This is a genomic window from Kitasatospora sp. NPDC058190, assembly GCF_042883685.1.
Lineage (GTDB): Bacteria > Actinomycetota > Actinomycetes > Streptomycetales > Streptomycetaceae > Kitasatospora.
In genome coordinates this window covers 48,816-61,525 of the sequence record NZ_JBHVVI010000054.1, presented here as the reverse complement: position 1 = coordinate 61,525, position 12,710 = coordinate 48,816, and the positions used below count along the sequence as shown (strand labels likewise).

13 protein-coding genes are annotated in these 12,710 nt (G+C 73.2%); 8 read left to right on the top strand and 5 right to left on the bottom strand.

The genetic code is table 11. From position 1 onward, the window contains the following. From ACFVWU_RS24070 to ACFVWU_RS24060, 3 genes are all read left to right on the top strand, one after another. Positions 1 to 333, top strand: a 333-nt coding sequence (locus ACFVWU_RS24070; RefSeq protein ID WP_387624508.1) for a FadR/GntR family transcriptional regulator, incomplete at its 5' end; no start/stop codon positions are given. Further along, a complete protein-coding gene (locus ACFVWU_RS24065) occupies positions 330 to 1,775 on the top strand; it encodes an amino acid permease (protein ID WP_387624506.1) in 1,446 nt (481 codons plus the stop codon). The genes ACFVWU_RS24070 and ACFVWU_RS24065, both read left to right, overlap by 4 nt. Positions 1,776 to 1,858: 83 nt before the next feature. Continuing rightward, complete coding sequence (locus tag ACFVWU_RS24060; RefSeq protein ID WP_387624503.1) at positions 1,859 to 2,875, top strand: asparaginase; 1,017 nt, start codon at positions 1,859 to 1,861, stop codon at positions 2,873 to 2,875. A 264-nt stretch (positions 2,876 to 3,139) separates the two neighbouring features. On the opposite strand, the gene ACFVWU_RS24055 is transcribed toward ACFVWU_RS24060, so the two are convergent. Further along, entirely contained in the window at positions 3,140 to 3,601 is a 462-nt protein-coding gene (locus ACFVWU_RS24055; protein WP_387624501.1) for a MarR family winged helix-turn-helix transcriptional regulator, read from the bottom strand. 82 nt (positions 3,602 to 3,683) lie between these two features. Here ACFVWU_RS24055 and ACFVWU_RS24050 point away from each other — a divergent pair, with 82 nt between their 5' ends. Both ACFVWU_RS24050 and ACFVWU_RS24045 read left to right on the top strand, forming a co-directional pair. Next, positions 3,684 to 4,055: a VOC family protein gene (locus ACFVWU_RS24050; RefSeq protein WP_387624498.1), complete on the top strand. Its 372-nt coding sequence runs from the start codon at positions 3,684 to 3,686 to the stop codon at positions 4,053 to 4,055. Positions 4,056 to 4,453: 398 nt separating this feature from the next. Next, complete coding sequence (locus ACFVWU_RS24045) at positions 4,454 to 4,687, top strand: hypothetical protein (protein WP_387624495.1); 234 nt, start codon at positions 4,454 to 4,456, stop codon at positions 4,685 to 4,687. A gap of 223 nt (positions 4,688 to 4,910) precedes the next feature. On the opposite strand, the gene ptsP is transcribed toward ACFVWU_RS24045, so the two are convergent. Then, on the bottom strand, positions 4,911 to 6,557 hold the full coding sequence (ptsP, locus tag ACFVWU_RS24040) for a phosphoenolpyruvate--protein phosphotransferase (RefSeq protein WP_387624493.1): 1,647 nt from the start codon (positions 6,555 to 6,557) through the stop codon (positions 4,911 to 4,913). 8 nt (positions 6,558 to 6,565) lie between these two features. Beyond that, a complete protein-coding gene (locus tag ACFVWU_RS24035) occupies positions 6,566 to 6,838 on the bottom strand; it encodes an HPr family phosphocarrier protein (protein ID WP_387624490.1) in 273 nt (90 codons plus the stop codon). A gap of 355 nt (positions 6,839 to 7,193) precedes the next feature. On the opposite strand from ACFVWU_RS24035, the gene ACFVWU_RS24030 reads away from it, so the two are divergent. The 3 genes from ACFVWU_RS24030 (at position 7,194) to ACFVWU_RS24020 (ending at position 11,033) form a co-directional block, all read left to right on the top strand. Continuing rightward, positions 7,194 to 7,955: a DeoR/GlpR family DNA-binding transcription regulator gene (locus tag ACFVWU_RS24030; protein WP_387624488.1), complete on the top strand. Its 762-nt coding sequence runs from the start codon at positions 7,194 to 7,196 to the stop codon at positions 7,953 to 7,955. Next, positions 7,952 to 8,911 carry a 1-phosphofructokinase gene (gene pfkB, locus ACFVWU_RS24025; RefSeq protein ID WP_387624485.1) on the top strand — a complete coding sequence of 320 codons (960 nt, stop codon included), beginning with the start codon at positions 7,952 to 7,954 and terminating at the stop codon, positions 8,909 to 8,911. The genes ACFVWU_RS24030 and pfkB overlap by 4 nt, the downstream gene beginning before the upstream one ends. A 106-nt stretch (positions 8,912 to 9,017) precedes the next feature. Then, entirely contained in the window at positions 9,018 to 11,033 is a 2,016-nt protein-coding gene (locus tag ACFVWU_RS24020; RefSeq protein WP_387624482.1) for a fructose-specific PTS transporter subunit EIIC, read from the top strand. A gap of 244 nt (positions 11,034 to 11,277) precedes the next feature. On the opposite strand, the gene ACFVWU_RS24015 is transcribed toward ACFVWU_RS24020, so the two are convergent. Both ACFVWU_RS24015 and ACFVWU_RS24010 read right to left on the bottom strand, forming a co-directional pair. After that, positions 11,278 to 12,057: a hypothetical protein gene (locus tag ACFVWU_RS24015; RefSeq protein WP_387624480.1), complete on the bottom strand. Its 780-nt coding sequence runs from the start codon at positions 12,055 to 12,057 to the stop codon at positions 11,278 to 11,280. Continuing rightward, the gene (locus ACFVWU_RS24010) at positions 12,054 to 12,584 is read right to left on the bottom strand and encodes a SigE family RNA polymerase sigma factor (RefSeq protein ID WP_148647100.1); all 531 of its coding nucleotides are present in this window, start codon (positions 12,582 to 12,584) and stop codon (positions 12,054 to 12,056) included. Before ACFVWU_RS24010 ends, ACFVWU_RS24015 begins: the two co-directional genes overlap by 4 nt. Positions 12,585 to 12,710: the final 126 nt, after the last annotated feature.

The window sequence follows — 12,710 nt, the reverse complement described above, 5'->3', positions numbered from 1 at the left end:
GAGCGGGAGACCGACACCACCGCGTGGGTCGCGCTGGACACCGTCTTCCACCTGGCGGTGGCCGAGGCTTCCCGCAATCCGGTCTTCCGCCGGGTCATCGAGGAGATCCGTGACGCACTGGCGCGTCAGTCGACCTTCCTCAACGAGCTGGGCGGTCGGCGCGAGCAGTCCAACTGCGAGCACCGGGCGATCGTCGAGGCGCTGATCGACGGTTCCGAGCCCGACGCGGTGGCGGCCATGTCGCACCACCTGCACCGCGTCGAGACGACCCTCACCGACATCGTGCGCCCCGGGCGTGCGGAGTCCCCGACGGAAGGCAGACCCGAGGCGTGAGCGAGCAGTTCCTCAAGGACGAGAAACTCCCCACGACCCGTCACGTCGATGCCGGAGACACCGGCTACAGCAAGTCCCTGAAACCCCGGAACGTCAACATGATCGCCATCGGCGGCGCGATTGGGACCGGGCTCTTCCTCGGCGCGGGCGGACGCCTCGCCGACGCCGGGCCCTCCCTGTTCGTCGCGTACGCCGTCTGCGGCGTCTTCGCGTTCCTGGTGGTGCGCGCGCTCGGCGAACTCGTCCTGTACCGCCCGTCCTCCGGCGCCTTCGTGTCCTACGCCCGGGAGTTCCTGGGGGAGAAGGGTGCGTACACCGCGGGCTGGATGTACTTCCTCAACTGGGCGACCACCGGCATCGCCGACATCACCGCCGTCGCCACGTACACCCATTACTGGCACCTGTTCTCCGACGTTCCGCAGTGGGTGATCGCTCTCATAGCCCTGGCCGTGGTGCTGACCGTGAACCTCATCTCGGTGCGGATCTTCGGTGAACTGGAGTTCTGGTTCGCCATCGTCAAGGTCAGCGCCCTGGTCGTCTTCATGGGCATCGGGATCTTCCTGCTCGTCACCCAGCACCCGGTCGACGGCGCCGTCCCCGGCCCGTCCCTGATCACCGACAACGGCGGGATCTTCCCCAACGGCCTGCTGCCGATGCTGTTGATCATCCAGGGGGTGGTGTTCGCCTACGCCTCCGTCGAACTGGTCGGTGTCACGGCCGGGGAGACCGAGAACCCCGAGAAGATCATGCCGAAGGCGATCAACTCGATCATGTGGCGCGTGGGCCTCTTCTACGTCGGCTCGGTCGTCCTGCTCTCGATGCTGCTGCCGTGGAACAGGTACAGCGCCGGCCAGAGCCCGTTCGTGACCGTGCTCTCCCACGTCGGGGTCCCGGCGGCCGGCAGCGTGATGAACCTGGTCGTGCTGACCGCGGCCATGTCCTCGCTCAACTCCGGCCTCTACTCGACCGGGCGGATCCTGCGCTCGATGGCGGTCAACGGTTCCGCTCCGCGCTTCACCGCGCGGATGAGCCGCAGTCAGGTGCCGTACGGCGGCATCCTGCTCACCAGCGGCATGTGCGTCCTCGGTGTCGGCCTCAACTTCGTGGTCCCCGCCGACGCGTTCGAGATCGTGCTCAACCTCGCGGCGATCGGCATCATCGCCACCTGGGGCATGATCATGGTCTGCCATCTCCTGTTCTGGCGGAAGACCACGGCCGGCGAACTGACCCGCCCCGGCTACCGCCTGCCCGGCTCCCCGTGGACCGAGCTCGTGACGCTCGCCTTCCTCGCGTCGGTACTGGTCCTCATGTACGCCGACGGTGGTGCCGCGCGCACCACCGTGCTGTGCGTGCCGCTGATCGCCGCAGCGCTGGTCGCCGGCTGGTACGCGATCCGCGGACGCCTCGCACGCGCCGCGACCACGAGCGACGAGCGTTCCTGATCTCTCGTCAAGACCTCAATGGCTCGCGGGACTTCGCGAGCCAGGCCGCCACCCGTAGCAACCCACCATCGAACGAGGCAGTGATGCGCAGCAGTTTCCTCGCGGATGCGCCCCCGATCCGTGAGCCCCTCCATTCACCGGTCGCCCACGTCACCCGGGGCGGCGTGGTCGAGGGGATCCACTACGGCTCCGTCGTCGTCCTCGGCGGCGACGGAGAAGTTCGGTTCCGCATCGGCGACATCGAGGCGGCCTGCTACCCGCGGTCCGCTCTCAAGCCCGTCCAGGCCGTCGCCATGGTGAGGGCCGGGCTGCCGCTCGACGGCGACCTGCTGTCCCTCGCGATGGGGAGCCACTCCGGCGAGGAACGCCACCTCGCCGGCACCCGGCGGATCCTCGAACTGGCCGGGGTCGCCGAGGAGGACCTGCGCAACGTCCCGGACCTGCCGTACGGCCCGGCCGTCCGGGACGCCTGGGTGCGCGAGGGCCGCCCGCCCTCCCGGCTCGCCCAGAACTGCTCCGGCAAGCACGCCGCGATGCTGTACCTCTGCACGCTCAACGGCTGGCCCCTGCAGACGTACCTCGACCCGGCCCATCCGCTCCAGACGGCGATCGCCGAGGTCGTCGAGGAGCTCACCGGCCAGCGCACCGCGAACGTCACCGTCGACGGCTGCGGCTCCCCGCTGTTCGCGGTGTCCCTGCACGGCCTCGCCCGCGCCGCCGCCCGTATCGCCACGGCGGCGCCGGGCACCGCCGAGCGCCGGGTGGCGGACGCGCTGCGCGACCATCCGGAGATGGCCTCCGGCGCGGGCCGGGACGTGGCCGAGCTGATGCGCGCGGTGCCCGGGCTGCTCGCCAAGGACGGCTTCGAAGGCGTCCAGATCGCCGCGCTCCCGGACGGCCGGGCGGTCGCCGTGAAGATCGCCGACGGCGCGAACCGGGCGCGCATCCCGGTGGCGGCCGCCGCCCTGGCGCGGGCGGGAGTCGACCCGCGGCTGCTCACCGGGTTCGCCGGGGAGCCGATGACCGGCGGAGGCCGGCCCGTCGGCGGCGTCCGGCCGGTGGCGGCGCTGGACCCGACCGCCGTGCTCACCCCTGCCTGACCCGCGTCACGCCACGACCTCGCTCACCCGCCTCGGGAAGAGGACCCGCACGCCATGACCGTCGCCACCCGCAGTGAACACGACCTGCTGGGGCCGCGACGCCCTCGCCGCCGTGAAGGAGGCCGCCGCCCTCGCCAACGAGGAACTCGGTCTGCTGGAGCCCGCGAAGGCCGCCGCGATCGTCGCTGCCTGCCGCGAGGTGCCGGCGCCGCCCTGGATGACGTCGACGACGAATCCTCGGTCGGCGACCAACCTGACGGTCGGTCACTCCTCCAGGGCCGCCGCCATGCGGTCGAGGTCGGTTAGCAGCGCCGCCACGCGCTCGGGCGGGATCGCCGCCGTCATGTGTCGCTCGACGGCGTAGACGGCGTCCTGGACGGCGTCCAGGCGTGCCCGGCCCTCCTCGGTGAGGTGGGCCGGGCGGGCCCGGCCGTGGTCGGCGGTGGCCGGGCGGGTGATCAGCCCCGTCTCCTGCAGGCCCTGCAGCACGACGTTGCCGGACTGGCGGGTGACGAAGGTCGCGCGCGCGAGGTCGGCGTTGGACATGCCGGGGTTCAGGGCCAGGAGTTCGAGGGTGGCGTACTGCGGAACGGTCAGCTCGTGCTCGCGCAGAACCCCGTCCATGGCGCTGCGCAGGGCGGCCTGGGCGCGCTTGAGTGCGTACCCCACGTGTCGGGTGACGTCTTTCGCTCGGTGCGGCGGCTCGGCCTGCGGCTTCTCCATCATGTCAGCATTTTGACACGCTCAGCCCAGGGGTCCTAGTCTCCGCTATGTCAAAGTCCTGACATTTGAGATCGAGGAGACCCCCATGCCCGCCACCATCGACGGCCCCGACTTCGTCGCCCTGCAGGTCCGCGACGTGAACGCCGCAGCCGCCTTCTGTGAACAGCACCTGGGGCTGCGCCGGGCGGCGGTCTCGCCGCCGCACGCGGTCGTGTTCGACACCAAGCCGACCCCGTTCGCCGTCCGCGAGCTCCTCCCGGGCGTGGACCTCACCGACTCCGCCCGGCCCGGCCTGGGCGTGGTGCTCTGGTTCCGGACCCCGGACGCCCACCAGCTCCGTGACCAGCTCGCCGCCGCCGGAGTCAGGATCCTGACCCCCATGGCGGACAGCCCGTTCGGGCCGATGTTCTCCTTCGAGGGCCCCGAGGGCTACACCCTCACCGCACACGGGGGCTGACCCGTGGCCGCCGTCTCCCCCGCCCCCCACCGGGCCCTTCTCGCCCGCCGCCGCCATCCGGTTCCTGGAGGGCTTCACCCCCGCGAGCCACCCCCGCGCCACCGACGGGATCCTCGGCCTCGCCTTCACCGCCGACGACGGCACCTCCGTCAGCGCGGCCGCGGTCCGACAGGAGGCTAGGGCAGACGGCACCCCGGGCACGGTCCGCGCCGAACTCGCCGGGCACCCCGGCGCCCCGGGCCGGGCGGTGACCGACGGACTGCGGCGACTGCACGCGGTGGCCGAAGCTGCCCTCGCCGGGACACCTCGACGCGGCCCGCCTGCGCGCCCTGCCCGCGGGCCAGGCCCTCGCCGAACTGCGCGCCTTTCCCGGCATCGGCCCCTTCTCCGCCGAACTCGTGCTCATCCGCGGAGCAGGACACCCCGACCTCTTCCCCCACCACGCCCCACGCCTCCATCGGGCCACCGTCAACGCCTACGGGCTCGACGCCTCGGCCGCCACCGACGTCACCCGACTCGCCGGGATCGCCGACCGGTGGAGGCCCTACCGCAGCTGGGTCGCCCCACTGCTGCGCACCCGCGACCAGGCCACGGCAGGAGGCCCGACCTGCCGGGGGCCGAGCCGGAGATAAGGCTCCCACCGACCGCAGGCTCGGCAGTCCCGGCCCGGCGCTGGCTCGGTTCGCCGTCGCTGAGCAACGAGGAGTGCCCCGCCGTCGGCGTGAGCCGCGTACTGCCTGCGCCTGAGCGGCCGATCGACGCGCCGAAGTCGCGGGGACGGCGGATGCGGTCGACGGCGAGGTCCGAGCCCTTCGCGCGCCGGGCAGATCGGGGCCGATGCTGCAAAGGAGTGGATCAGCGTCCGGCGACGTACGACCGGACCTTGCCGCGGGCATCCGCGGCGTCGTTGGCGAGCAGGGCCAGCTCGGCGAGTTCGCGGCACTGCGCGAGGGTGTGAGAGGCCAACGCCGCCCGCACCTCGGGGAGTGCGGCGGGTGCGGCCGACAGGCTGGTGATCCCGAGGCCGACCAGCACCAGGGCGAGTGCCGGGTCGGCGGCGGCCTCACCGCACACGCCGATCGGACGGCCGTGCTCGGCCGCGGACCGGGCGGTGGCGGCGACCAGCGAGAGCAGGGCCGGCTGCCAGGGGTCGAGCAGTTCGGCGAGGGAGCCGAGCGTCCGGTCGGCCGCGAAGGCGTACTGGGCCAGGTCGTTGGTGCCGACACTGAAGAAGTCGCAGGACGCGGCCAGTTGGTCGGTCCGCAGGGCGGCTGCCGGGACTTCGATCATCGCGCCGGCCATCGGCAGGCCGTGCGCGCGTACCCGGGCAGCGAACTCGGCTGCCTCGCGCGGGATCGACACCATCGGGGCCATGACCCAGACCTGCGCGGTGCTGTCCTCGGCGGCCTCGGCGATCGCGGCGAGCTGGGTCTCCAGGAGCTGCGGATCGCGGGCGGCTGTCCGCAGACCGCGGACGCCGAGGGCCGGGTTCTCCTCGTCGGCGGCGGTGGCGAAGGGCAGCGGCTTGTCCGCGCCCGCGTCGAGTGTGCGGACGACCACCCGGCGGCCGGCGAAGGCCGCGAAGACCTGCCGGTAGGCGGCGGCCTGTTCGGCGCGGTCCGGGGCCTCGGCGCGGTCCAGGAAGAGGAACTCGGTGCGGAACAGGCCCACCCCCTCGGCGTCGGCGGCGGCCGCGCCGGCCAGCTCGTGCGGCGCACCGAGGTTGACCAGCAGCGCGACCGGACGGCCGTCCGCCGTCCGGCCCGGCCCCTGGAACCCGGCCAGCAGCTCGAGGCGTCGGCGCTCGCGCGCAGCGGCCCGCTCGATGGCTTCCGGACTCGGGTCGGGTTCGATCACGCCGTCCGCGCCGCGCACCAGGACCTGTCGGCCGTCCTCCAGCTCCATGGCGCCGGTGCAGCCGACGACGGCGGGCACGCCGAGCGCCTTGGCGAGGATGGCCGTGTGGCTGGTCGGACCGCCGCGGACGGTGACGAGGGCCAGTACCCGCTCGGGGTCGAGCAGCGCGGTGTCGGCGGGCGCCAGGTCGGCGGCGACCAGGACGTACGGGTGCCCGGGGTCGGGCAGGCCCGGCACGGGCAGGCCCAGCAGGTGGGCCACCGCGCGGTCGCGCAGGTCGTCCAGGTCGGCGGCGCGTTCGGCGAAGTACCCGCCGGCGGCCACCAGCGAGTCACGGAAGCCGTCGAAGGCGGCGGCCAGCGCGTGGGCGCCGTCGGTGCTCTGCTCGGCGAGCCCGGCGGCCCGGTCGGCGAGGACCGGGTCGGCGGCCATCATGGCCTGGGCCGCGAGCACCTCGGAACCGGTGCCGCTTGTACGGGCGGCGCGCTCGTCGAGGTCGGTGACGACCGCACCGAGGGCGGCGCGGACCGCGGCCGCCTCGGCCGCCGGGTCGGTGACCGCCCTCGGTGCGGGCAGCGGGACCGGGGGAGCCATTCGGGCGACCGGGCCTGCCGCACTGCCGGTGCCGACACCGATTCCGCGCATCAGGTCGGTCATGCCGCTGCGTCGAGGTCGGAGGCGAGCAGCTCGGCGAGCGCCTTGAGTGCGTCCTCGGCCCCGTCACCGGAGGCGGTGAGCTCCAGGATCTCGCCGCGGCCGGCGGCCAGGGCGAGGACGGACAGCAGGCTGCGGGCGTCGACCGGCGCCTGGCCCGGGCGGCCGACGGTGACCTTGACCGGCTGTCGGGCGGAAGCCTGGACGAACAGTGACGCCGGGCGGGCGTGCAGACCGCTGCTGGAGCCGACGGTGACCTGGATCGAGTGCATGGGAGTCCTTGGGTCCTTGGGGAGAGGAAGGAGAGGATCGCCGACCCGGGTGGGAACCGGGTCGGCGGGGGAGTGGAGCACGGTGGCCCACGCGGAGGGTGAAGCGCGGGCCACCGTGTTGATGCCTGGTCCTCGCCGTACGGGGGCAGTCGCGGCGACCAGGCAGCCTGTGGTTTCACGCCCGTTAGCGCGTTGTTTCGGTTGGTTCTACGCCCGGTTGCGCAGAGATGTCAACACATTCGGGCGCATTTCATGGAGTGGACGAGAGGCGGAACGACCTCTTGCTTTTCTGTCCGGAGCGCGTATGGTCGGGCTTCACCAGGCGTAAACGGACATGAAACGGACCCAATCCCACATGTACGCACCCGAGCGGCAGCAACAGATCCTCCACCTCGCCCAGGAGCAGGGCAGGGTGGACGTGCAGACGCTGGCCGAGGACTTCGGCGTCACGCAGGAGACCATCCGGCGTGACCTGAGCGCCTTGGACCGGGCCGGCCTGCTGCACCGGGTGCACGGCGGCGCGCTGCCCGTCGGAGCACTGCACCTGGAACCAGGCCTGGCCGAACGGGACTCCACGGCCGCGGCCGAGAAGGAACGCATCGCCAGGGCGGCCCTGGCCCTGCTGCCCAGCGAGGGCAGCGTGATCCTCGACGCCGGGACGACCGTCTCCCGGCTGGCCGGACTGCTGCCCGTGGACTGCGCCCTCACCGTCGTCACCAACGCCCTCCCGGTCGCCGCCCGGCTGGCCGACCACCCCGCGCTCGCCCTCCACCTCGTCGGCGGGCGGCTGCGCCACCGCACCCAGGCGGCCGTCGACGCCTGGGCGCTGCGCGACCTGGCCGACATCCACGCGGACGTCGCGGTGGTCGCCACCAACGGCTTCTCCCCGGAGGGGGGCCTGTCGACGCCGGACCTCGCTGAGGCCGCCGTCAAGAGGGCCATGCTCGCCGGGGCACGCCGAGTCGTCCTGGTGGCCGACTCCTCCAAGTACGGCGCCCGCCACTTCGCCCGGTTCGGCTCGCTGGATCAGGTCGACGTCCTGGTCACGGACACTGGACTGACCGACGAGCAGGCCGCCGAGATCGAGAACCACGGACCGGAAGTCATCCGCGCATGATCGTCACCATCACCCCCAACCCCAGCCTCGATCGCACCTACGAGCTGGGAACGCTCACACCGGGCGAGGTCAACCGAGCCGCGCACGACCGGCTCGACCCCGGCGGCAAGGGCGTCAACGTCTCCCGCGCGCTCACCGCCGCCGGCCACCGCACCACGGCCGTCCTGCCACTGGGCGGCCTCTCCGGCGGGCTGCTCTCCGATCTGCTGCGCCGACAGGGCATCGACGTGGCAGCGGTCGCCATCTCGGGCGACACCCGGATCAACGTCTCGATCGCCGAGGACGGCGGCAGCCTCACGAAGATCAACGCGGTGGGCCCCGAGCTCAGCGCCGCCGAGTCGGACGCGCTGCTGGCCCTCGTCCGCGACACCCAGAAGATCGGGCAGGACACCGGGAACGGCGTCGACTGGCTGGCCTGCTGCGGCAGCCTGCCGCGCGGCCTGGAGCCCGAGTGGTACGCCGAGTTGGTCGCGCAGGTGCACTCGGGTGGCGCCCGGATCGCCCTGGACACCTCCGGCCCCGCGCTGCTCGCCGCGCTCTCGGCCCGCCCCGACGTGGTCAAGCCCAACCGGGAGGAACTCGCCGAGGCCGCGGGCCGCCCGGTCGCCACCGTCGGCGACGCCGTGGACGCGGCCGGGGAACTGCGCAAGCGCGGCGCCCGGCAGGTCCTCGCCAGCCTCGGGGCGGACGGGATGCTGCTGATCGCCGAGGAGGGCGGCTGGTACGGCAGCGCACCGGTCGCCGCCGTCCGCAGCGACGTGGGAGCGGGCGACGCCTCGCTCGCGGGCTTCCTCGGAGCCGGTGGCACCGGCCCCGGGGCACTGGCGGCGGCCCTGGCGCACGGCGCCGCCGCCGTACAGCTGCCGGGGAGCGTCATGCCGACCCCGGCCGATCTGGACCCGGCCGCGGTGGTCGTGACGGCGGACATCCCGCTCGAACGACCGCTTCGCGGCTGAGAACCGCCTCCTGCCGGAGGCACCCCGCCCGACCGTGTGGGACGGAACGGCGACCATTCCCGGGGGCAAGGGAACACTGTCAGGCACCAGTCGAAGGATCGACACGATGAGCGACACCAGCGGACTGATCACACCCGCACTCGTTGATCTCCACCTCGCCCCCGCGGACAAGAGCGAAGCCCTCCGCTCGCTCGCCCAGCGGCTGGTCGCCGAGGGCCGGGTGACCGACCTCGACGGCTTCCTCGCCGACGTGGCCGCCCGCGAGGCCCAGGCCCCGACCGGGATGGGGGACGGGATCGGCATCCCGCACTGCAGATCACCCCACGTCACGCGGCCGAGCCTGGCCTTCGGCCGCAGCACCAGGGGCGTGGACTTCGACGCCCCGGACGGTCGGCCCGCCGACCTGATCTTCATGATCGCGGCACCGGCCGGTGCGGACGACACCCACCTGCAGATCCTCGCCGCGCTGGCCCGCCGGCTGATGGACCCCGCCTTCACCGGTGCCCTGCGCGATGCCGGGAGCCCGGGCGCGGTCGCGGCCCTGATCAACGGCGAGGAGGCACCGGCCGTCGTTCCCGCGACGGCCGCTGCTGCGGCGCCGGCCGCCGTTCCGGAGACGGGCGCCGTTCCTGACCCCGGCGTCGACAGCGGGCTGCGACTGGTCGCGGTGACCTCCTGCCCGACCGGCATCGCCCACACCTACATGGCGGCCAAGGCCCTGGAACTGGCCGCCGCCCGGGCGGGTGCGCGGATCCAGGTCGAGACCCAGGGGTCGGCCGGGACGACGGTGCTGGCCCCCGAGGTGATCGCGGCGGCCGACGCGGTGATCTTCGCCCATGACGTCGAGGTCCGGGACCGCGCCCGCTTCGCCGGCAAGCCGACCGTGGACGTGGGCGTGAAGGCCGCCGTCAACCGCGCCGACGACCTGATCGCGCAGGCCGCCGGGCTGGTCGCCGAGACCGGCAGCGGGGCGCGTGCCGTCGCCCCGGTCGCCGCAGCGAGCGCGTCGGCGGGCGAGCACTGGGCCCAGCGGCTGCGCAAGTACCTGATGACGGGCGTCAGTTACATGATCCCGTTCGTCGCGGCCGGCGGCCTGCTGATCGCCCTCGCCTTCGCGATCGGCGGCTACCAGATCGCCTCCGCCCCGTCCGTGCTGGGCCACTTCGACTGGACCTCCTCGCACAGCTGGGCGGCGATGCTGTTCCAGACCGGCAAGACCTCCTTCGGCTTCCTCGTCCCGATCCTCTCCGGGTACATCGCCTGGGCGATCGCGGACCGGGCGGCACTGGCCGCCGGAATCGCGGGCGGTGCCGTCTCGGTGGCGGTCGGCGCGGGCTTCCTCGGCGGCATCGTGTCGGGCCTGGCCGCGGGCTTCCTGGTGCTGTGGATGATCCGCTGGAACGTGCCGCGCGCGATCAGGGGCATCATGCCGGTCGTGGTGATCCCGCTGCTGTCGGTGGCGGCGGTCGGCTTCCTGATGTTCGTGGTGGTCGGCTCGCCGATCGCCTCGGCGATGAACGGCCTGACCGACTGGCTGAACGGCCTCTCCGGTTCCAACGCGGTCCTGCTCGGCCTGCTGCTCGGCGCGATGATGGCCTTCGACATGGGCGGTCCGCTCAACAAGGTCGCGTACACCTTCGCGGCCGGTGCGCTCACCGCCGCGGGTACCACCCCGGACGCCGGCAGTCTCAAGGTGATGGCCGCCGTGATGGCCGCCGGTATGACCCCGCCGCTGGGCATGGCCCTGGCGACCGTCGTCCGGCGTGGGCTGTTCACCTCCGAGGAGCGGGAGAACGGCAAGGCCGCCTGGGTGCTCGGCGCGTCGTTCATCACCGAAGGCGCGATCCCGTTCGCGGCGGCCGACCCGCTGCGGGTCATCCCGGCGAACATCGTCGGCAGCATGACCGCCGGCGGCCTGGTGATGGCCTTCGGCTCCACCCTGCGTGCCCCTCACGGTGGGATCTGGGTGCTCCCGCTGATCGGCAGTCCGTTCCTGTACCTGACCGCGGTCGCGGCGGGCACGGTGGTCACCACGGCGGTGGTGGTCCTGCTCAAGGGACTGCGGAAGCCCGCCGCCCAGGCGGCCTCGAACCTCGCCCAGAGGGAGCCGGTCGGCGCCTGACCCGAAGGCCTCCAAGCCGGAATCCGAGCCGGAATCCGAGCCGGAATCCGAGCCGGAGTCCGAGCCGGTTCAGGGCGCCCGCTCGTTCGAGCGGGCGCCCTGGCCGCGTCCGTGGGGGAGGAACGCGCACGGCCTCCGGCCGCGGTTCCGGCTCCGGCCCGGCTCCGGCCCGGAAGGATCGCGGGCCCGGTACGCGAACCGGTGGGTGCCGCGAGGGCCGGCCGACTTCTCGGAGGGTCGGCCCTCACCTCGTCGGGGCGAAGCCTCCCCAGACGGACGCGGTGCCGCCCGCCGACTGGGCGTCGACGCGGTAGCTGTCGTTCGCGGAACTGCGAACGCCGGCCGCGTGGTTGTACTGGCCGGCGAACTCGTGCTGCCCGGCGGGCACGGTACGGCCCGGCTTGAGCATCCAGCGGTAGACCAGCACACCGCCGGACTCCTGGACGGTGACGGTGAAGTCGTCGGCCGGCAGGGTCCGCCAGTTGCCGGTGTCCCGTACGTCGCCGGTCTGGGCGATGCGCAGTTCCACCGTGAGCGAGGTGAGTGGCTGGGTGGTCTTGAGGGCGAGGTTGCTCTGTGCCCAGTAGACGTTGCTGTGCGAGTCGATCGATCCCTCCGACCACAGCGGCCCGTTCTGGGCCCGGCTGCCGGAGGACGGGCTCGGGTGCGGACTGGCCGGGGTGGTGGTGGCTGGGGTCGGTGCCGGAGCGGTGGCGGTTGGGGGAGCCGACCGCGTCGGCGTCGGAGTGGCAGTCGGGGAGGGGGCGCTCGGAGCGGTGGTGGCGGTGTCCGACGGCGGCGGGGTCCGGATGATACCGGCGACGGCGAGGCCGCCGGTCGCCAGGATGCCGGCGGTGGCGAGGCCGGCGAGGGCGGCCTTGGGCCACGACCTCGCGAACGACGGTGTGCGGTGGCGGACGGGAGGTCCGGCCGCGCCGCGTTCGACGAGGGCCAGGATCCGTGCGCGGTCGGGCTGGTGGGCCTCGGCGGCCTCGCGCAGTCGCCAGGCGATGTCCTCGTTCACCGATTCCTCCTTCCTGTCGCCAGTTCGCCGACCGCTCGTGCGCCGAGTGCGCGTTCCAGCTCGGCCATCCCCTTCGAGGTCTGGCTCTTCACCGTACCGACCGATATGCCCAGTGCCACGGCGGTGTCCTTCTCCGACAGGTCGAACGCGTGGCGCAGCACCACGCACGCCCGCTTGCGGAACGGTAGCCGGGCGAGCGCCGTACGGACGTCCAGCACGGCAGCCACGTCCGGGCCGTCCGTTCTCTCCGGGGCGCGGGACCAGAACAGCAGGATCCGGCGCCGCTCCCGGACCGCGCTGCGGATCCGGGCCCGGGCCATGTTGGCGACCACCCCGCGCGCGTAGGCGAGCGGGTGGTCGGCCGCGCGGAGCCGGTCCCAGCGTTGCCACAGGGCGATCAGGGCGTCCGCGGCGAGGTCGTCGGCCGCGTCCGTCTCGCCGGTCAGGAGGTGGGCGAGACGGGCGAGTTCGGCGTAGTGGCGTTCGAAGAAGTCGTGGAACTCCGCGGACGCGTCATCGAGGAGCATTTCCCCCGGTCGCCCTCTCCCTGCAATGTGAGCGTTAACAACCGGCATGAGCCTAGCAGTGCCCGTCTCCGGGGTGGGGCGGTGGTCGCCCCGGCGGGGGACCACCGCCGGCTGACGGGCGAGCGG